The 20108-nt window shown below is 70.9% G+C and carries 17 protein-coding genes, 2 rRNA genes and 1 pseudogene; 12 read left to right on the plus strand and 8 right to left on the minus strand.

Features of this window, described 5'->3' with window-relative positions:
- The first annotated feature begins 39 nt into the window (after positions 1-39).
- Positions 40-156, plus strand: a 5S ribosomal RNA gene (gene rrf / locus GY24_RS13805).
- Between the two features lie 128 nt (positions 157-284).
- A 5S ribosomal RNA gene (gene rrf, locus GY24_RS13810) occupies positions 285-401 on the plus strand.
- A gap of 73 nt (positions 402-474) precedes the next feature.
- On the opposite strand, the gene GY24_RS13815 is transcribed toward rrf (GY24_RS13810), so the two are convergent.
- Positions 475-1407 carry an AraC-like ligand-binding domain-containing protein gene (locus tag GY24_RS13815; protein WP_104476729.1) on the minus strand — a complete coding sequence of 311 codons (933 nt, stop codon included), beginning with the start codon at positions 1405-1407 and terminating at the stop codon, positions 475-477.
- Positions 1408-1597: 190 nt separating this feature from the next.
- Between GY24_RS13815 and GY24_RS13820 the strand changes: the two genes are divergently transcribed.
- From GY24_RS13820 to GY24_RS13845, 6 genes are all read left to right on the plus strand, one after another.
- Complete coding sequence (locus GY24_RS13820) at positions 1598-3088, plus strand: MFS transporter (protein ID WP_104476731.1); 1491 nt, start codon at positions 1598-1600, stop codon at positions 3086-3088.
- Positions 3089-3194: 106 nt separating this feature from the next.
- A complete protein-coding gene (locus tag GY24_RS13825; RefSeq protein WP_104476734.1) occupies positions 3195-3764 on the plus strand; it encodes a hypothetical protein in 570 nt (189 codons plus the stop codon).
- A gap of 64 nt (positions 3765-3828) precedes the next feature.
- A complete protein-coding gene (locus GY24_RS13830) occupies positions 3829-5316 on the plus strand; it encodes an NAD-dependent succinate-semialdehyde dehydrogenase (RefSeq protein WP_104476736.1) in 1488 nt (495 codons plus the stop codon).
- A 103-nt stretch (positions 5317-5419) separates the two neighbouring features.
- The gene (locus GY24_RS13835; protein ID WP_104476738.1) at positions 5420-6214 is read left to right on the plus strand and encodes a TrmH family RNA methyltransferase; all 795 of its coding nucleotides are present in this window, start codon (positions 5420-5422) and stop codon (positions 6212-6214) included.
- Between the two features lie 58 nt (positions 6215-6272).
- Positions 6273-7451: a thiolase family protein gene (locus GY24_RS13840; RefSeq protein WP_104476740.1), complete on the plus strand. Its 1179-nt coding sequence runs from the start codon at positions 6273-6275 to the stop codon at positions 7449-7451.
- Positions 7452-7453: 2 nt separating this feature from the next.
- Entirely contained in the window at positions 7454-8221 is a 768-nt protein-coding gene (locus GY24_RS13845; RefSeq protein WP_104476742.1) for an SDR family NAD(P)-dependent oxidoreductase, read from the plus strand.
- 37 nt (positions 8222-8258) lie between these two features.
- Here the strand turns inward: GY24_RS13845 and GY24_RS13850 are convergent, their stop codons facing one another.
- From GY24_RS13850 to GY24_RS13865, 4 genes are all read right to left on the minus strand, one after another.
- On the minus strand, positions 8259-8699 hold the full coding sequence (locus GY24_RS13850; RefSeq protein WP_104476744.1) for a nitroreductase family deazaflavin-dependent oxidoreductase: 441 nt from the start codon (positions 8697-8699) through the stop codon (positions 8259-8261).
- Positions 8700-8726: 27 nt separating this feature from the next.
- The gene (locus tag GY24_RS13855; RefSeq protein WP_133161200.1) at positions 8727-9704 is read right to left on the minus strand and encodes a permease prefix domain 1-containing protein; all 978 of its coding nucleotides are present in this window, start codon (positions 9702-9704) and stop codon (positions 8727-8729) included.
- Between the two features lie 2 nt (positions 9705-9706).
- A complete protein-coding gene (locus GY24_RS13860; RefSeq protein ID WP_202972953.1) occupies positions 9707-10036 on the minus strand; it encodes a PadR family transcriptional regulator in 330 nt (109 codons plus the stop codon).
- 125 nt (positions 10037-10161) lie between these two features.
- The gene (locus GY24_RS13865) at positions 10162-11622 is read right to left on the minus strand and encodes a helix-turn-helix domain-containing protein (RefSeq protein WP_104476750.1); all 1461 of its coding nucleotides are present in this window, start codon (positions 11620-11622) and stop codon (positions 10162-10164) included.
- 218 nt (positions 11623-11840) lie between these two features.
- On the opposite strand from GY24_RS13865, the gene GY24_RS13870 reads away from it, so the two are divergent.
- Complete coding sequence (locus tag GY24_RS13870; RefSeq protein WP_104476752.1) at positions 11841-13691, plus strand: phosphoenolpyruvate carboxykinase (GTP); 1851 nt, start codon at positions 11841-11843, stop codon at positions 13689-13691.
- Positions 13692-13879: 188 nt separating this feature from the next.
- On the opposite strand, the gene galK is transcribed toward GY24_RS13870, so the two are convergent.
- The gene (galK, locus tag GY24_RS13875) at positions 13880-15040 is read right to left on the minus strand and encodes a galactokinase (RefSeq protein WP_104476754.1); all 1161 of its coding nucleotides are present in this window, start codon (positions 15038-15040) and stop codon (positions 13880-13882) included.
- Complete coding sequence (gene galT, locus GY24_RS13880) at positions 15037-16260, minus strand: galactose-1-phosphate uridylyltransferase (RefSeq protein WP_104476756.1); 1224 nt, start codon at positions 16258-16260, stop codon at positions 15037-15039. Before galT ends, galK begins: the two co-directional genes overlap by 4 nt.
- 86 nt (positions 16261-16346) lie before the next feature.
- Between galT and GY24_RS13885 the strand changes: the two genes are divergently transcribed.
- The 3 genes from GY24_RS13885 (at position 16347) to GY24_RS13895 (ending at position 19603) form a co-directional block, all read left to right on the plus strand.
- A complete protein-coding gene (locus tag GY24_RS13885) occupies positions 16347-17165 on the plus strand; it encodes a DeoR/GlpR family DNA-binding transcription regulator (RefSeq protein WP_104476758.1) in 819 nt (272 codons plus the stop codon).
- A gap of 10 nt (positions 17166-17175) precedes the next feature.
- Positions 17176-18138, plus strand: a complete 963-nt coding sequence (locus tag GY24_RS13890) for an aldose 1-epimerase family protein (RefSeq protein WP_104476760.1) — start codon at positions 17176-17178, stop codon at positions 18136-18138.
- Between the two features lie 151 nt (positions 18139-18289).
- The gene (locus GY24_RS13895) at positions 18290-19603 is read left to right on the plus strand and encodes a DUF445 domain-containing protein (protein ID WP_104476762.1); all 1314 of its coding nucleotides are present in this window, start codon (positions 18290-18292) and stop codon (positions 19601-19603) included.
- A gap of 128 nt (positions 19604-19731) precedes the next feature.
- Here the strand turns inward: GY24_RS13895 and GY24_RS13900 are convergent.
- Positions 19732-20108, minus strand: a pseudogene (locus GY24_RS13900) (hypothetical protein); the annotation flags it as partial.

Consider the following 20108-nt stretch of genomic DNA (forward strand, 5'->3'; position numbering starts at 1 on the left):
CGACTTGACGGCCCCGTGAGGGTGCCCATCACCAGTTGTTTCGGCGGCCATAGCGAGAGGGAAACGCCCGGTCACATTCCGAACCCGGAAGCTAAGACTCTCAGCGCCGATGGTACTGCAGGGGGGACCCTGTGGGAGAGTAGGACACCGCCGGACTTAACTTAGAAACACCAAGAAAGCCACCCCGAGGGGTGGCTTTCTTGCGTTAACGCGCCGACTGTTCGGTGTGGCAATTGCGCCGCTGAACAGGGCATATACTTAGACGTATCAACACTATGAGCTGTTCCGGTGGCCATAGCGAGAGGGAAACGCCCGGTCACATTCCGAACCCGGAAGCTAAGACTCTCAGCGCCGATGGTACTGCAGGGGGGACCCTGTGGGAGAGTAGGACACCGCCGGACTTAACGTGAAAGAAAGCCACCCACCTTCGTGAAAACGATGTGGGTGGCTTTCTCTCTTTAACGCGGCGGCGCCCTAAGCCGTTGTCGCCCTGGCCCGCAGCTCGCTCGGGGCGACGCCGTAGGCGGCCTTGAACACGCGGCTGAAGTGCGCGGCATCCACGAACCCCCAGCGGGCGGCGATCGCCGCAACGGGGCGGTGCGTGTGGACCGGGTCCACGAGCTCCCGCCGGCAGCGCTCCAGGCGCCGGGTGCGGATCCAGGTGGAGACCGTGGTGCCCTCCTCCTGGAAGAGCCCATGCAGGTGTCTGGTCGAGATGTAGTGGGCCGCGGCGATCTGCCCGGGGCCGAGATCGGTGGAGGCGAGGTTCGCGTCGATGTAGGCCCGCACGCGCTGCATCAGCGCCTGGTGCGGGTGCACTGTGCTGCGCTCGAGGTCGAGCTGGCTGGAGAACATCGTGGTGACGAGGTCGAGCGCGCTGTGCACGAGCCTGGTGCCCGTCGCCCCGCCGAGTTGGTCGAGGTTGCCGACCAGCTGGGAGAGAAACGGCACGATCATGCGGCCGACGCCCTCGGAGCCGGGCATCCGCACCGCGGTGAGCTGCCCGACCACATCGACGGGCAGGTCGATGAGGTGCTTCGGGAACATGACGACCATGGTGCGGAAGTCGTCGTCGAAGACGAGCGAGTACGGCCGGTTGGTGTCGTACACGGCGACGTCGCCGGGTTGCAGCACTGCCTCGCGGTTGTCCTGGATCAGGAGCCCGTTGCCGGCCAGCTGCAGGCTGAGCTTGAAGTAGTGCCGGTCGCCGCGCGCGATGAGCTCTGGAGTGCGCTCGACGGTGTGCTGGCTGGCGCTCACCTCGCTCACGTGGATGTCGTCGACGTCGGTCGAGCGGATCCGGCCGCGGAACGGCTCGGGCCGCGCGCTCGTGACGTGCAGTGGCACGAAGGACTCGGAGACCGCCGTGCGGAAGTCACTGAAGTCGCGGGCGACGGTGGTGGTCACGCGCGAGGAAGACTCGCTGTGGCGGCTGGCTGGGAGGCCGGGCGCGGAGGGGAGTTCACTCGACAACGGGGGCACCACCTCGGGGGTTCTCGGGCTTCGCTACTGCACTGTGGACGGGTCCGTGACACGGAGCCTATCAGCCGGTGCCTGAGCGGGAAGGGGGAGAGGTGCTCCGTATCTCAAATTGTATATGATATCCTCGGAGTCATTGAAGGACCCGTCACGGGCATCGCCAGGCGCACAGCAGCGCCGGCCCGGCCCACGGCATCACTTCACACCCACAACATCCAGACGAGGGAGTCTTCACGTGTCAGCTGTATTGTCCGAGCGACCGGCCACGAAACAGCGGGAGCTGCGTCGGGTGGCATTCGCCACCGTCATTGGCACCACGATCGAGTGGTACGACTTCTTCCTCTACGCGAGCGCCGCCGGGCTCATCTTCGCCCAGCTGTTCTTCCAGCCGGCCGGTCCGCAGATCGCCATCCTGCTCTCGTTCGCCTCGGTGGGTGTCAGCTTCCTGTTCCGCCCGTTGGGAGCGTTCCTGGCCGGCCACTTCGGCGACAAGATCGGCCGCAAGGCCATGCTCTCGATCACCTTGATCCTGATGGGATCTGCCACCGTGCTGATCGGCTTGCTGCCGACCTACGAGCAGATCGGCGTCGCGGCTCCCGTCGCCCTCATCCTGCTGCGCATCCTGCAGGGCCTCTCCACCGGCGGTGAGTGGGGCGGCGCCGTGCTGATGGCCGTCGAGCACGCACCCGACGGCCAGCGCGGCCGGATGGGCGCGTTCCCGCAGATCGGCGTGCCGCTCGGCCTGCTGCTGGCGTCGGGCATGCTTGCCCTGATGACCGGAGTGATCTCCCCGGGTGACGCGTTCCTCGAGTGGGGCTGGCGTATTCCGTTCCTGCTCAGCTTCGTGCTGATCGTCGTCGGCATCGTGGTGCGCCGCGCCGTCGAGGAGAGCCCCGTGTTCACCGAGATCGCCGCGCGGAAGGAGCAGACGAAGACCCCGATCCTCGCGCTGTTCCGCAAGCACTGGTTGCTCGTCATCCTCGCCGCTCTCACCTTTGCCGGCAACAATGCAGCCGGGTACATGACCACGGGCGGATACCTGCAGGGTTACGCGACGCTGCCCGTCGAGGACGGCGGCCTGGTCGGCATGGAGCGCACCCCGGTGCTGCTGGCTGTCACGGGGTCGGCGGTGGTCTGGCTGCTCGCGACCTGGTTCGCCGGCAACCTCTCCGACAAGATCGGACGGCGCAACACCTACATCATCGGCTGGATCGCGTTCCTCTCCACGGTGTTCCTGCTCTTCCCCCTCGTGAACACCGGCAATGTCTGGCTGCTCTTCCTGGGCCTGGCGTTGTTCACGATCGGCAACGGCCTGACCTACGGCCAGCAGGCCGCGTACTTCACCGAGCTGTTCCCCGCGTCCATCCGCTACTCCGGCGTGTCCATCACCTACGCGCTCGGCGCGATCATGGGCGGGGCATTCGCGCCGCTGATCAGCACCTGGCTGGTGCAGACCACGGGATCGTCCACGTCGGTGTCGTTCTACATCGCCGGCATGATCGTGCTCGCCTTCATCGCGACGCTGCTGCTGCGCGACCGCACCGGCATCCCGCTCGGACCGGACCACGAGGCAGAGCAGTCGGTCGGCCAGATCTACGGCATCAAGTAGTCGTCAGTCGAAAAGCGTCTGTTGACCGCGTGCGAATGGCCAGTGCTCTCCGGAGCGCTGGCCATTCGTGCCCCAGGCGGCCGGCGGGATCCGAAGTGGGGGGACCATGCTCGCTGTGATCTGCCTCGGCGGCGCTGTGCTGCTCACCGTGGCTGGCCTCGGCTCTGCCGGCGCGGCACGGATGCGGCGCCCGCGCCTGGGGGCGAGCCTGCTGCCCGCCGGGCTGATGGCCGCCTCCACCGTCGCGATGGTGCTGCCGACGCTGCTCCCGGGCATCGGACCCGGCGCGACGGGATCGCCCCTCGGCTGGGCGGCGCTGCTGCTCGCGGCGGCGCTCCTCGGGCTGCTGGACCGTCGGCACCGGCTGGAATCCGCGATGACCGCCGGCAGCGGGCTCATCATGGCGGCGATGTGGCTGGCGATGGCCGCGGCCGTGCAGCGGCCGCCCTCTGCGGGCGGACAGCTGACGGCGCACCTGCACCTGGGTGCCGAAGCCGCCCCGTTCGCCGCCGTGCTCGCGGTCGGCGCGGTGATCGTGGCCGCCGCGCACACCGCGCTGGCGCTGTACCTCTGCCGGCGGCAGGCCGCGGCTGCACGCGGCATCCGCATCGCCACCCTGCACCACCCGGCGATGAGCCTCGGCATGCTGCTGATGGGGCTCGGGATGCTGGCCTGAGGCTCGCCAATCCCGGCATCCGAAATTATCCTCAAAGAGACACCAACGGCGAAGGAGCCACCGAATGAGTGAGAAGACCGTAGTCGAGCCTGCAGCCCGCGAGAGCGCACTGCTGGGGCGCACGCCGAACCAGCTGTTCATCGGCGGCAAGTGGGTCGATTCCACCTCGGGGCGTGCGATCCACGTGCAGGACCCCGCGACCGGGGCCGTGATCAAGACCATCGCCGACGCCTCGGTCGAAGACGGCGCCGCCGCGATGGATGCCGCCGTCGCCGCGGCCGACAGCTGGGCGGCGACCGCCCCGCGTGCGCGCGGCGAGATCCTGCGCCGCGCCTTCGACCTGCTGCAGGAGCGCAAGAACGAGTTCGCGCTGCTGATGACGCTCGAGATGGGCAAGCCGCTGGCGGAAGCCCTCGGCGAGGTCAACTACGGCGGCGAGTTCCTGCGCTGGTTCAGCGAGGAGGCGGTGCGCATCAGCGGCCGCTACGGCTCCAACCCGGAGGGGACCGGCACCATGGTCGTCTCCCAGCGCCCGGTCGGCCCCTGCTTCCTGATCACCCCGTGGAACTTCCCGCTGGCGATGGCCACCCGCAAGATCGCCCCGGCGCTGGCCGCCGGCTGCACCGTCGTGATCAAGCCCGCCGCCCTCACCCCGCTGACAACCCTTCTCTTCGCGCAGCTGCTCGAGGAGGCCGGGCTGCCGGCCGGTGTCGTCAACGTCATCACCACCTCCACCTCCGGCGCCGTCTCCGACCCGATCATCGCCGACCCGCGGCTGCGCAAGCTCAGCTTCACCGGCTCGACCGGCGTCGGCCAGGCCCTCATCCGCCAGTCCGCCGAGGGCGTGCTGCGCACCTCGATGGAGCTCGGCGGCAACGCCCCGTTCGTGGTGTTCGAGGACGCCGACCTGGACAAGGCCGTCGAGGGCGCGATCATCGCCAAGTTCCGCAACATCGGCCAGGCCTGCACGGCGGCCAACCGCTTCATTGTGCACGAGTCCGTCGCCGACGAGTTCGCCCGCCGGGTGACGGAGCGCGTCAACGCCTTCCCGATCGGCCGGGGCACGGAGGACGGCATCGTGATCGGCCCGCTCATCAATGACAAGGCCGTCGCCAAGGCCGACGAGCTGGTGCAGGATGCGCTCGGCCGCGGGGCGACGCTGCTGACCGGCGGCGAGGCCATCGCCGGCGACGGATCCTTCTACCGCCCGACCGTCATCAGCGGGGTGCGCGCCGGCAGCGACATCCTGCGCGAGGAGATCTTCGGGCCGGTGCTGGCGATCACGCCGTTCACCGACGAGGACGACGCCGTCCGGCTCGCCAACGACACCGAGTATGGGCTGGTCAGCTACGTCTTCACCCAGGACCTGGCCCGCGGGCAGCGCATGATCGACCGTCTGGAGACGGGCATGATGGGGCTGAACGTCGGCGTCGTCTCGAACGCCGCCGCTCCCTTCGGCGGGGTGAAGCAGTCCGGCCTCGGTCGCGAGGGAGGCCTCGAGGGGATCCAGGAGTACCTCTCGACGAAGTACACGCTCATCCCGCACTCCTGAGCCTCGGCGCGCAGAGCGGCCGGCAGCCCACTGGGCGGCCGGCCGCTCTGCGTTGCGCGCTGCGTGCCCCCGGCGCCCGCACGCATCGCCGTAGGGTAGACGGGTGCCCGTAACCCTGATCACCGAACTCAGCGACCCGCTGCTGCGCGACTACTCGCACCAGACGGACGTCGCGTTGAAGAAGGCGCGGTCGGCCGAGCACGGCATCTACATCGCCGAGTCCGCCCTGGTGCTGGAGCGCGCGCTGCGCGCCGGCCACACCCCGAGATCGGTGCTGGCCCTCGGCGGAACGGCGGAGGAGGCCGCGGCCCTCGTCGGCGACGACGTGCCCATCTTCTCCGGCGACGGCGAGCTCCTGGCCGAGCTGACCGGCTACGTGCTGCACCGCGGCGTCATCGCCGCGATGAACCGGCCCGCCCTGCCCGACCCCGGCGCGCTGCTTGCGGGCGCCCGCCGGATCGTCATCGTCGAGAATGTGGCCGACCCGACCAACGTGGGCGCCATCTTCCGCTCGGCCGGCGCGATCGGCGCCGACGCCGTGCTGGTCACGCCGAGCTGCACCGACCCGTTCTACCGCCGCGCCATCCGGGTGTCGATGGGCACCGTGCTGCAGGTGCCGTGGACGCGCACGGGGGACTGGCCGAGCACCCGGGCCCTGCTGGACGCGCACGGCTTCCACATGGCCGCCCTCGCGCTGACCCCGGACGCCGTCAGCCTGCGCGACTTCGACGGCTCCCGGTACGAGCGCCTGGCCCTCGTGTTGGGAGCGGAGGGGAGCGGGCTGACCGAGGCGGCGCTCGCGGCATCCGACACCGTGGTGCAGATCCCCATGAAACACGGCATCGACTCGCTGAACGTGGCCGCCGCCAGCGCGGTCGCCATGTGGGCGCTCGGCTAGGCGGAATCCGGCATCCGCCCTCCGCCTTCGGGCGCAGCGCGCGGCGTAGGCTGAGCGCATGAACAGCAGAGACGCCGTGATCGTGGATGTCGTGCGCACCCCGAGCGGGCGCGGCAAGGCCGGCGGCCTGCTCTCTTCCGTGCACCCCGTCGACCTGCTCGCCGGCGTGCTCCAGGCGCTCGTGCAGCGCAACGGGCTCGACCCGGTCGAGATCGACGATGTGCTGGGAGGCTGCGTCGGCCAGATCGGCGAGCAGAGCAGCAATGTGACGAGGCAGGCGGTGTTGGCCGCCGGTTTCCCGGTCTCGGTGCCGGCCACCACGATCGACCGGCAGTGCGGGTCCAGCCAACAGGCCGCGAGCTTCGCCGCCCAGGCGGTTCTCGCCGGCGCCGCGGACATCGTCATCGCCTGCGGTGTCGAATCGATGAGCCGCATACCGATCGGCAGCTCCACCGCCGGCGCCGACGTGCTCGGCCCCCGGTTGCGGGCGCGCTACCCGGACGGCCTCGTCAACCAGGGCGTCGCCGCCGAGCTCATCGCCGCCCGCTGGGGCATGAATCGCGAGATGCTCGACCGCTACTCCGCCGGCTCGCATGACAAGGCCGCGTTCGCCGCGGCATCCGGTGCCCTCGACCGGGAGATCGTCGCGGTGCCCGGCGTCGACTCGCTCCTCGACGAGACGATTCGGCCCGGCGCCACCGAGACCGGTCTGGCCGGCCTCCCGCCCTCGTTTTACAGTGCGGCGCTGGCGGAGCGGTTTCCGGAGATCGCCTGGCAGATCACGCCGGGCAACTCCTCGCCGCTGACGGACGGCGCATCCGCCGCGCTCATCATGAGCGCCGAGCGGGCGGCGCAGCTGGGGCTCACGCCGCGGGCGCGGTTCCACAGCTTCGCCGTCACCGGCAGCGACCCGCTGCTCATGCTCACCGGCGTCGTCGAGGCGACACACAAGGTCCTCCGCCGCTCCGGGCTCTCCATCGGCGAGATCGGCGCCTACGAGGTGAACGAGGCCTTCGCCCCGGTTCCGCTGCTCTGGCTGGCCGAATCCGGCGCCGACGAGTCCAGGCTGAACGCGAACGGCGGCGCCATCGCGCTCGGGCACGCCCTCGGCTCCAGCGGGACGGGGCTGCTCGCCACCCTGGTCAACCGCCTCGAGGCGACCGGCGACCGCTTCGGCCTGCAGGTCATGTGCGAGGGCGGCGGAATGGCCAACGCAACCATCATCGAAAGGCTGTAGCAATGCTGATTCACGGATCCACGGCGCTCGTCACCGGCGGCGCCTCCGGCCTCGGGCTGGCCACGGTCACCGCGCTCCATGACGCCGGTGCGAGCGTCGTGTTGTTCGACCTGCCCGGCGCGCCGGGGGAGGAGATCGTCCGGGCGCTCGGCGGGCGGGCGCGGTTCGTCGCCGGCGACGTGACGAGCGCGGCCGACGTGCAGGCCGCCGTCGACGCGGCCACCGGCCAGGGGCCGCTCCGCATCGTGGTGAACTGTGCGGGCATCGCGGCGGGGGCGCGCACGGTGGGCCGCGACGGCCCGCTGCCGCTGGACGAGTTCGAGCGCGTCATCCGGGTCAACCTGATCGGCACCTTCAACGTTGTGCGACTGGCCGCGGCCGCCATCCAGGCGACCGAGCCGACCGGGCCGACGCCGGAACGCGGCGTGATCGTGAACACGGCCTCCGTCGCGGCTTTCGACGGCCAGATCGGGCAGGCCGCCTACTCGGCCTCCAAGGGGGCGGTCGCCGCGATGACCCTGCCGCTGGCCCGCGAGTTCGCGCAGTCCCTGATCCGGGTGATGACGATCGCGCCCGGCACCTTCGACACCCCGATGCTGCGCCGGCTGCCGGAGGAGGTGCGCGCCTCGCTGGGCGCGCAAGTACCGCACCCGTCGCGCCTCGGCGACCCGGCCGAGTACGCCGCGCTGGTCTGCCACATCGTCGAGAACCCGATGCTGAACGGCGAGACGATCCGGCTGGACGGGGCGATCAGGATGCAGCCGCGCTAGGCGCCGCGCGGGGCGGCGCCCAGCGCACGGTGTGGCGTTAGTGCGCGACCGGCTCCAACAGGAACACCGGGATGACCCGCTCGGTCTTCAGCTGGTAGTTCGCGTAGTCGGGCCAGGCCTCGACGGCGCGCGCCCACCACTCCTCGCGCTCGGCACCACCCAGCTCGCGGGCGAGGTAGTCGCGCCTCACCTCGCCGTCCTGCAGCTCGACGTGGGGCTCGGCCGCCATGTTGAAGTACCAGGCCGGGTGATCCGGCGCGCCCCCCTTGGAGGCGACGACGGCGTAGCGGCCGTCGTGCTCCACCCGCATCAGAGCGGTCTTGCGCAGCGCCCCGGTCTTCGCGCCCTTGGTGGTCAGCACGATGATCGGCTTGTTGCGCATCAGGTTGGCGTCGCTGCCGCCCGTGCGCTCGTACTCTTCGGCCTGCTTGCGCGCCCACTCTGAGGTGCTCGGCGCGTACTCTCCCTGTAATGGCATGTCCGGTGCAACGCGGGCGGCCCGCGGCTATTCCCGCGCTCGCCACGCCCGGACGAAACCGTCGACGGCATCCCAGAGCGCGAAGCCCACGAGGGCGATCGCGATGATCGGGTAGACGGCGCCGGACACCGCGGCGACGTTGGAGCCGTCCACCGGCACGGCCGCCTCGAAGGCCGGGTTGATGAGCTGCCCGGTCAACAGCAGCCACAGCGCCGGCACGGTGAAGGCGAGGTTGAGCAGCAGGTTGACCAGAGCCAGCGTCAGCGTCCACCGGCCGCGCAGGTAGAGCCAGAGTGCGAAGCCCATCTCCAGGACGATCAGGGCGAGGAAGTACGGCAGCCAGCTCGACCACAGCGCGGGGGAGAGCAGCGGGATCGGGTCGCCCGCGGCATCCGTGAAGAAGGAGTTGAAATGCTGCCAGACGATCCAGGCGGCGAACACGGCGAGGAACACGAGGGTGGGCACCAGCTCGCCGAGCGAGCGTCGGTTGCCGCTCGGCAGCTGCGGCAGCATGTCGGGCGTCCACTCGAGCAGCGGCCGGGACCGGTTGGCGCCCTGCCGCTCGATCAGGACGAAGACGAGCGTCACCCAGAAACAGAGGTGCACGCCGACGCCGATGGCCGTCGTCGCCACCGCGGCGACCACGTCGCCGACCTGACCGCCGGCGAGCAGCCGGGCGACCCCCGCCGCCGCGGCCGCGATCGGCACGACGATGGCGAGCAGGAGTTTCAGCAGGCGTAACCAGTCAAGGTAGTAACGCGGCCCGATGAGGTGCAGCGGCCGATCGGTGTAGCGGGCGGCGAGGCGTGCCGGGTCGCCGAGCTCGACGAGGGCAGCATGCTCGGCATCGCGCTCGCTCAGGCCGTTCGCCCGCTGCGCTTCGATGCTGTCGGCGATGAGCTCACGGAACTCGGGCTCGAGCTCCGCGCGCTGCTTCTCGGGGATGCCGCGGCTGGCCGCCCAGATGTAGCGCTCGCTCAGTGTTCCGGTCGAGGGCGTGCTCATGATCACTGTCCTTCTTTCAGGGCGCGCAGGGAGCGGTCGATGGCGTCCCATTCTGCGGTGAGCTGTGCGGCAAGCTGGTGGCCGAGCGCGCTGGTCGTGTAGAACTTGCGGGGCCGGGCCTCCTCGGTGTTCCAGGCACTGCTGAGCAGCCCCTGCTTCTCGAGGCGGCGCAGCAGCGGGTACAGCGTGCCGGCGTCGACGGCGAAACCGCGCGCATTCAACGTCTCGAGCAGCGCGTAGCCGTAGTCGGGCGTCGCCAGGCGCACGAGGCAGGCCAGCACCACGGTGCCGCGGCGCAGCTCCTGCACATGCTGAGCCTTGGCGTCATCCATATCCATGCCTCACACGATAGTGTGCGTCACACAGTATGGCAAGGGCGAGTTCGTTGGCGCGCCGATCGGTGGCGGTTTTCGAGGTTTCCTTGGTGGGGGCTGCCGCCTTGCTTGACGCTGGCGCGTCAAGCCTCGCGTTGGTGGCTCTCGAGGAACTCGTACACCTCGGCGTCGTCGACGCCGGGGAAGGTGCCAGACGGCAGCGGCGAGAGCACATGGGCGTGCAGCCGCGCGCTCGGCCAGGCCTGCCCGCTCCAGCGCGAGGCGAGGCCGCTCGGTGCCCGGCGGCAGCAGGACTCGTCGGGGCAGCGCGACTCGGCCCGGTTCGTCGTCTCGCGGCCGCGGAACCACTTCGCCTGCGCGAACGGCACGCCGACGCTGATCGAGAACTCGCCGGCGCGCCCGGAGGGGGACTGGGCGTTGCCGGTCTGGGTGGCGCACCAGAACGTGCCGGCCGGGGTGTCGGTGTACTGGTAGAACTCGGTGGTGCGGTTGGTGTGCGTGAAGGCGCTGCGCGCGCTCCACTGCTTGCAGACGAACTGCCCCTCGATCGAGCCCGTCACGTCGGTCGGCAGCGGAAGGTCGTCGTTCTCGTAGCCCTTCTGCAGGGCGCCGTCGCCGTTCACGCGCAGGAAGTGCAGCCGCATGTCCAGGTGCTCGGTGGCGAGGTTGGTGAAGCGCAGTGCCGCGGCCTCGTGGGTGACGCCGAAGGCATCGCGGAAGTCCTCGATGGCCAGGCGGCGCTCCTTCTTGGCGGTCTGCAGGAAGGAGACGGATGCCTCGCGCGGCATCAGGCAGCAGGCCGCGTAGTAGTTGATCTCGAGCCGCTGCCAGAGGAACTCGGCGTAGCTGGCCGGCCGCTCGTGCCCGAGCAGGCGGTGCGCCATCGCCTGCAGTGCCATCGAGCGGAGCCCGTGCCCTCCCGGGATCGATGCCGGCGGCAGGTAGATGCGGCCGTTGGCGAGGTCGGTCACCGAGCGGGTGGAGCTCGGCAGGTCGTTCACGTAGAGCAGGCTGAAGCCGAGCTGCTCGGCCATCACGCTCACCTCGCGGTGGGTGAGGGCGCCGGACACGTGGCCGGAGGCGCGCACCCGCTCCTCGGCGAGGGCCTCGATCTCTGGCATGTAGTTGTTGCGCGCACGCATGCGCTCGCGCAGCTCGGTGTTCGCGCGGCGGGCCTCCTCCGGGGTGGCGATGGCCTCGGATGCCCGGCGCGCCAGCTCCCGGTGCAGGCCGACCATGGCCTCGAGCGACTCGGCGCTCATGCCCCGGGTCGGCTTCACCTGCGGCAGGCCGAGCGCCGCGTACAGCGGGCTCTTCTGGGCGCGGGCGAGCTCGATCTCCAGCGCGGCGCGCGCGTTCGGGGCCTCCCCGGAGAGCAGCGTGGCCAGGTCGATGTCGAGGGCGGACGCGATCGCCTGCAGTGTGCCGACCCGGGCCTCGCGCTTGCCGTTCTCGATCAGCGAGAGCTGGCTGCCGGCCAGGTTGAGCCGCTCGCCCAGCTGGTCCAGTGTGAGGCCGCGCTGGCCGCGGAAGTGCCGGATGCGGTGGCCGAGCGTCTCCAGATCGGAGTTTCTTTCCTTCATGACTTAAGAATACGTAAAGAAGCGCACTTCTTAATGCCATCCTTGGCGCCTCGGCTCGCAAAAAGGGGCGCATTCTTGAATGACAGGGCGAGATTACGCCGGAATCGGCTGCCGGCCGGCATCCGGAACCGCGTCACACCTCGCCCGGCGAGTCACCGCACGACGGGGATGAGCTGCACAACGACGAGCAGAGCACGACGAGCAGAGAAGGCAGTGCAATGACAATCTCAGAGATCTCAGTGGGAACCGGCTCTTCGGCGCGCCCGGCCAACCGCGGAACGACTGACCCGGCCCTGCAGGCCTGGGTCAAGGAGATTGCCGCGATCACCCAGCCGACGGAGATCGTCTGGTGCGACGGGTCGATCGCGGAGGCCGACCACCTCACCAAGCTGCTGATCGCCGAGGACAAGCTGATCCGGTTGAACCCGGAGTGGCGCCCCAACAGCTACCTCGCCCGCACCGACCCCAAGGACGTCGCCCGGGTCGAGGACCGCACCTTCATCTGCTCCACCTACGAAGAAGACGCCGGCCCCACCAACAACTGGCGCGACCCCAAGCAGATGCGCGCAGAGCTGCGCGAGGTGTTCACCGGCAGCATGCGCGGACGCACCATGTACGTCGTGCCGTTCTCGATGGGCCCGCTCGGTGGCCCGATCTCCCAGCTCGGCGTCGAGATCACCGACTCGCCCTACGTCGTGCTCAACATGGGCATCATGACCCGCATGGGCGACCGGGTGTACCGGATGATCGAGGAAGGCGAGGCCTGGGTGCGCACCGTGCACTCCGTCGGCTACTCCCTCGTCGACGAGGACGGCCAGCCCCGCGAGGACCTGGCCTGGCCGTGCAACGACACCAAGTACATCGTGCAGTTCCCCGACACCCGCGAGGTGTGGTCGTTCGGTTCCGGCTACGGCGGTAACGCCCTGTTGGCCAAGAAGTGCTTCGCGCTGCGCATCGCCTCGGTGATGGCCCGCGACGAGGGCTGGTTGGCCGAGCACATGCTGCTGATCAAGATCACTTCGCCGGAGGGCAAGTCCTACCACGTGGCTGCCGCGTTCCCCTCGGCCTGCGGCAAGACGAACCTCGCCATGCTGCGCCCGACGATCCCCGGCTGGAAGGTCGAGACCATCGGCGACGACATCGCCTGGCTGCGTCCGGGCACCGACGGGCGGCTCTGGGCGATCAATCCGGAGGCGGGCTTCTTCGGCGTCGCGCCCGGCACTGGCACCAGCACCAACCAGACCGCCGTCGACACCCTGTGGGGCAACACGATCTTCACGAACGTGGCGCTGCGCGAGGACGGCGACGTGTGGTGGGAGGGGCTGACGGACACCCCGCCGGCCCACCTCACCGACTGGGAGGGCAAGCCCTGGACGCCGGACTCCGGCCGCCCGGCCGCGCACCCGAACTCCCGCTTCACCGTCTCGGCCGCGCAGTGCCCGACGATCGCCGAGGACTGGGAAGACGTCGACGGCGTGCCCATCGACGCGATCCTCTTCGGCGGCCGCCGCGCGACCAACGTGCCGCTCGTGGCGCAGGCGCGCAGCTGGAAGCACGGCGTGTTCATGGGCGCGACCATCTCCTCCGAGAAGACGGCCGCGGCAGAGGGCACCGTCGGCGAGCTGCGCCGCGACCCCTTCGCCATGCTCCCGTTCTGCGGCTACAACATGGCCGACTACTGGGCGCACTGGGTGAAGATGGGGCGCACCCTCGGCACCCAGGCGCCGGAAATCTTCCAGGTCAACTGGTTCCGCAAGGGCGACGACGGCAGCTTCCTCTGGCCGGGCTTCGGCGAGAACGCCCGAGTCCTGGAGTGGATCGTCGGGCGCATCGAGGGCACGCACGCCGGCGAGAACACCGCGGTCGGTGTCATCCCCGCCGAGGGCGAGCTGAACCTGGACGGGCTCGACCTGGACGCGGATGCCGTGCGCCAGCTCTTCGCCGTCGACAAGAAGTCGTGGCGCGCCGAGTGCGACCTCACCGAGGAGTACTTCGAGCAGTTCAACGGCAAGGTGCCCGCCGCCCTCCAGGCGGAGCTCGCCAGCCTCCGATACCACCTGAAGGACTAGGGCTCCGTATGCCATAGACCTGAAGGACTGGGCGGGCCGAGATTCTCGGCCCGCCCCCTAACGGCCACTCCCCAGTGGCTTTGGGCCCCGGAGGGCACGCTTGGAATGGACGCTGAGCGTGTGACCTCCGGGGCTTCCCCTTTTTCTGCCCGGTTTCCGTGCCGGTGTCTGCCCGCGCGGCCTGAGCGCTAGAGCTCGCGGGCGGCCCCGGCCGCGGCCCGGACGGTGAACAGCGTGGGCGTGGCGTAGCCGGCATCCGCGAAGGCGCCCAGCACGGCCGCGGAGATCGGCGCGACCAGCTCGCGGGGCACCAGGGCGATCGCCGCCCCGCCGAATCCGCCGCCGGTCATCCGGGCGCCGATCGCGCCGGCGCCGCGGGCGGCGTCGACGGCGAGGTCGAGCTCCGGGCAGCTGATCTCGAAGTCGTCGCGCATCGAGGCGTGCGAGGCGTCCAGCAGAGCGCCGATGGCCCGCGGCCCCTCCTCGCGCAGGGTGCGCACGGTGTCGAGCACGCGCTGGTCCTCGGTGACGACGTGACGCACCCGGCGGAACGTCTCCTCGTCGAGCAGCTGCTCGGCGCGGGGCAGGTCGCCCGGGTGCAGGTCGCGCAGCGCGCTCACGCCCATCGCCGCGGCCCCGGCCTCGCAGGCGGCGCGGCGGGAGGCGTAGCCGCCGGTGGCGTGCGAGTGGCTGACCCGGGTGTCGATGATGAGCAGCTCGAGGCCGGCCGCGTCGAAGCCGAGCGGGATCACCTCGGCGTCGAGGCTGCGGCAGTCGAGGAACACGCCGGCGTCGGCCTCGCCGAGCAGCGACGCGGACTGGTCCATGATTCCGGTGGGGGCGCCGACGGCGCGGTTCTCGGCGAGCTGGCCGACCCGGGCGAGAGTGCGGCGGTCCAGGCCGAGGCCCCAGACGTCGTTGAGGGCGGCGGCCACCGCGCACTCGATCGCGGCGGAGGAGGAGAGCCCGGCGCCGATCGGCACCTCGGACTCGATGTAGATGTCCGCGCCGTGCAGCTCGGCCAGGGGCGCGCCGAACTGGCCGAGGGCCCACGCCACGCCGAGCGGGTAGGCGGACCAGCCGTGCAGCGCGTCCGGGGTGAGCTCGTCGAGGCGGATCTCGACGGCGGCCGGCGCGTGCGAGGAGGCGACCCGCAGCACGGCGTCCTCGCGCGGGGCGAGGCCGATCAGGGTGCGCCGGTTGATCGCGAACGGGAAGACGTAGCCCTCGTTGTAGTCGGTGTGCTCGCCGATCAGGTTCACCCGGCCGGGGGCAGACCAGAGGCCGTGCGCCTCGCGGCCGAAGCGGGAGGTGAAGCCGGTGGTCACACTGCTGCGCAGCTCGGTCATGCGGGGGATCCTTCGGTTGCGGGGGTGGCGAGCACGGGGGTGGCGGCATCCGCTCTGGCAATGGCGGCGCGGATGCTGGCCGCGGCGGTCTCGGGCGCGACGTCGCCGATCCAGGCGCCCATCGCGGCCTCGGAGCCGGCCAGGAACTTCAGCTTGTCGGCGGCCCGGCGCGGGCTGGTGAGCTGGAGCATGAGCCGGATGTCGTCGCGGCCGACGCCGACGGGGGCCTGGTGCCAGGCGGCGATGTAAGGCGTCGGCGTCTCGTAGAGCGCGTCGATGCCGCGCAGCAGCCGCAGGTAGAGCACGGCGAGCTCGTCGCGCTCGGCCAGGCTGGTCGCCGCGAAGTCGGGCACGTGGCGGTGCGGCAGCATGTGCACCTCGACGGGCCAGCGCGCGGCGAACGGCACGAAGGCGCTCCAGTGCTCGCCCTGCAACAGCAGGCGCTCGCCGGCCTGCTCGAAGGCGAGAATGTCGGCGAACAGGCCGCGGCCGCCCTCCGCCGGCTCGTAGCGCGAGACCGCGTCGAGCAGCCGCTCGGTGCGCGGGGTCACGTACGGGTAGGAGTAGATCTGGCCGTGCGGGTGGCCGAGCGTGACGCCGATGGCCTCGCCGCGGTTCTCGAACGGGAACACCTGCTGCACGCCCGGCATCGCCGAGAGGGCGGCGGTTCGGTCGGCCCAGGCCTCGATCACGGTGCGGGCGCGCGAGACCGTCTGGGTTCCGAAGGAGCCCTCGTGCTCCGGGCTGAAGCAGACGACCTCGCAGCGGCCGACCGAGGTGCGGCTGCGGCCGAGGCCGACGGACGCCAGGTCCGCCAGTGAGCGCGGGGCGTCCATGCACGGGTCGTCGGAGTCGGCTAGCAGCGGCCCGAACGAGGGCGACTTGTTCTCGAACACGGCCACGTCGTAGCGGCTGGGGATCTCGGACGGGTTGCCGGGGGACTGCGGGGAGAGCGGGTCCAGGTGCGCCGGCGGCAACATGACGCGGTTCTGCCTCGCCGCGGCGATCGACACCCACTCGCCGGTCAGCGGGTCCTGTCGCATGGTGGCGTTCGCGGGGCGCGGAGACAGCTCGCGGAGGTCGGGCGCGCGCTCCGGTTCGAGCTGGGTGTCGGCGTCGTCGAAGTAGATCAGCTCGCGGCCGTCGGCGAGGAGGTGGCTCTGGCGGGCGATCCGCGGATCGCGCACGGGCGCGGCGGCATCCGGTGTGGTGTCAGTCATGGCACGGCCAGCGTAGCCGGTTTACGTTTGTGAAAGCAATGCTCTTTCACATTGTAAAACGCAGGCGGCGGGGCCATGATGGGCAGATGACGAATGACGCCAGAGACGCACTGCCGGCCTGGCAGCGCCGCGAGCAGATCGCCGCGATGCTGCTCGAGCGCGGCTTCGTGCGGGTGGCCGAGCTGGCCGAGAGCTTCGGGGTGAGCGGGGTGACGGCGCGGACCGACCTGGACGCCCTCGTCGAGACCGGCCTGGCCGAGCGGGTGCACGGCGGGGCGGTGCCGGTGGGGCAGGCGCAGCGGGAGCGCGCCTTCGAGGTGGCGCTCGCCGAATCCGTGCAGCCCAAGCAGCAGATCGGGGCGCTCGCCGCCTCCCTCGTGCAGAGCGGGCAGAGCGTGCTGCTGGACGTCGGAACCACCACCCTGGCCGTCGCCAGGGCGTTGAAGGCCCGGCGCGACCTCTCCGAGCTCGTGATCGTCACCAACGGCCTGAGCATCGCGCTCGAGCTGGAGAGCGAGATCCCGCGCTTCACCGTGATCGTCACCGGCGGCGCCCTGCGCCCGCTGCAGCACTCACTCGTCGACCCGCTGGCCGACCTCGTGCTCAGCCAGGTGCACGCCGACATCGCCTTCATCGGCTGCAACGGCGTCGACGCGGTGCACGGCGTCAGCAACATCAACCTGCCGGAGGCCGCCGTCAAGGCGCGCATGGTCGCCTCCGCCGCCCGCGCCGTGATCGTCGCCGACTCCTCCAAGCTCGGCCGGGTGCACCTCGGCACGGTGGCGCCGCTTGCGGCCTTCGACACGCTGGTGACGGACGCCGCGGCGCCCGCAGCCCTCGGCGACGGGCTCTCCGCGGCCCTCGAGCACGCCGGCGTGCGCATCCTCCTCCCCTCCGACTCCTAGGCTGGCATCCATGACCTTCCCCACCGGCGAGCAGTTCGAGCTCGCGCACCAGACCCCGTCCGGCACGCTGCGCGCCGTCATCACCGAGCTCGGTGCCGGCATCCGCGAGCTCAGCATCGACGGCGTCGACCTCGTGCAGGGCTTCGACGCCGAGATTCCGCCGCCCTCCTGCGCCGGCGTGGTGCTGATGCCGTGGGGCAACCGGATCCCGGACGGTGTCTGGGTCGACGCGGCGGGAACCTCCCACCAGCTGGCCATCACCGAGGTCGCCCTCAACAACGCCATCCACGGCCTGCTGCGCTTCACCGCCTACCGCGTCATCGAGCAGAGCGAGTCGTCCGTCACCCTCGGTGCCCACGTGTTCCCGCAGCTCGGCTACCCCTTCCACCTCGACACCACGGTGCGCTACGAGCTCGGCGACGGCGGCCTGACCGCCACGCACACGGTGCGCAACATCGGCAGCGGCGACGCTCCCGTCACCATCGGCACCCACCCGTACCCGATGATCGGCGACGTGCCCACCGAGGACCTCGTGCTCACCGTCAACGCCGACACGCACATCGACGTCGACGCCCGGCTGAACCCCGTCGGCACCACCGCCGTGGACGGCACCGCCTTCGACCTGCGGGCAGGCAGCCCGCGCAGCCGCCGGGTCGGCGAGCTGCACCTGGACGACGCCTGGGGCGACGCGCACGTCGTCGACGGCGAGACCGCCCACACGCTCACCGCACCGGACGGGCGCACCGTCGCCGTCTGGGGAGACGAGAACTACACGTTCGTGCAGGTCTACGTGAGCCGCAACTTCCCGGCCCGCGGCGCGGCCGCCGACGGCACGGGCGCGACCGTCACGGCGATCGCCATCGAGCCGATGACGGGCCCGGCCAACGCCTACAACACCGGTGCCGGCCTCGTCCACGTCGCACCCGGCGCGGAATGGGTCTCGCAGTGGGGCATCCGCCACTCCGGCTTCTAGGTGGTCTAGGCGGTCTGGGCGGTCTCGGCCGGCCGCCGGCCGTGGATCCTGCGGCGGCCGAGGCGCGGAAACCCCCTGTGCTGCATTAGCGTCGAAGCGGGGCGGCCGGAGCGACTTCGTCGTGCGGCGCCCGGCAGCGGGAGGAGTCGGCATGACACTGGGTGAACGCACACGGCTGAGGGGCGCGCCCGCCGCGCCGAGAGAGCTCTCCCCGGCGGATGCCGCGCGCGCCAGCGCCCTCCGCGGCATGAAGCGGCTGGCCACCAGCCTGCTGCTCGCCGCGGCGGTGGTGTTCACCATCTCCTTCGCGCTGCAGGACCAGTACCCGTGGCTCGGCTACGTGCGCGCCGCCTCCGAGGGGGCCATGGTCGGTGCGATCGCCGACTGGTTCGCCGTGACCGCGCTGTTCCGCTACCCGCTCGGCCTGCGCATCCCGCACACGGCGATCATCCCGAACCGCAAGGACGAGATCGGGGCGACGCTCGGCGAGTTCGTCGAGACCAACTTCCTCTCGGAGGAGGTCGTGCGCGGCAAGCTGGAGAGCGTCGATGTCGCCGGCCGGCTCGGCGGCTGGCTGGCGGCGCCGGCCAATGCGCAGCGGCTGGGCCGGGAGGTCGCCGTCGGCGCGCAGGGCCTGCTCAGGCTGCTGAGCGACGACGACGTCAAAGACCTGCTCGAGAAGCTCGCCAGACAGCACCTGTTCGAACCGGAGTGGGCGCCCGCGCTCGGCCGGGTCGGAGAACAGCTCGTCGCGGCCGGCCAGCAGCGCACCGCCATCGACGCCCTGCTCGCCAAGGCGGAGGACTGGCTGATCGTGCACCCCGAGGCGTTCGGCAGCGCCGTCTCCGAGCGCCTGCCGCGCTGGCTGCCCGGTTTCGTGGACCGCCTCGTCGACGACAAGGCATACCGGGAGGCGCTCGGGCTGGCGAGGGCAATGCGGGCCGACCCGCGGCATCCGCTGCGCCTGGCCATCGACGACTACCTGGCCGAGCTCGCCGCGGGCCTGCAGCACGACCCCGGGCTGATCGCCAAGGTCGAGGCGGTCAAGGCCGAGCTGCTGGACAGCCCGCGGCTGCGCGAGTTCGCGGGCGAGGCCTGGGACTCGCTCAAGGCGAGCCTGGGCGCCTCTCTCGCCGAGCCGGAGAGCGAGCTGCGCCGCGGGCTGGAATCCGCGGTGGTCGAGGTGGGCACGCGCCTGCTCGCCGACCCGGGGCTCGCCGCGAAGGTCAACGACTGGGTGGCGGATGCCGCGGCCCACCTGGTGCAGAGCTACCGGCACGACATCGCCGGGGTGATCACCGAGACCGTCGAGCGCTGGGACGCCGCCGAGACAACCGAGAAGATCGAGCTCATGGTGGGCCGCGACCTGCAGTTCATCCGCATCAACGGCACCGTCGTCGGCGCCCTCGCCGGCGTCACGATCTACGCGGTCGCGACGGGCGTGCACGCCCTCCTCGGCGGCTAGCCCGCGGGAACCTCCGCCCGGTGGTCGAGTAGGCCCGTCAGGGCCGTATCGAGACCGGGCGGCATGGTCTCGACACGATGGTTCCTGGCTCCTCGACCAACGGGGTGTGGCTTCGGCCGCATGCTCTCTCAGCCGACGTGGGAGGCGGCGATGATCTCGCGGTGCAGCTGCAGCAGGGGAGCGGTGCGGTCGGCCGGGCCGCGGCCGAAACCGCACTCGGTGCCGATGCCGAACTCGCTGAAACCGGCCGCTGCGAGTGCCGGCTGTGCCGTGGCGATGCGGCGCTGGGCGCCCTCGACGCCGTCCTCGTGGTGCACCAAGCCGAGGAACAGTTTCGTCTCGGGGTGCAGCGCCAGCCCGGTCAACGGCGCGAAGTAGGCGGCGTCGTCGCGCTCGATCGGCACGGGCAGGTGCAGCCAGTTGATGGGGCGCGTCACGGCGGCCGCGAGGACATTCGCCATGGCCACGAGGTTGCCGGCGTCGGCCGGCTCGACGAAGTGCTTCT

Origin of the sequence: Microterricola pindariensis, from assembly GCF_002936985.1 — a bacterium.
In the GTDB taxonomy this organism is placed as follows: Bacteria; Actinomycetota; Actinomycetes; order Actinomycetales; family Microbacteriaceae; genus Microterricola; species Microterricola pindariensis.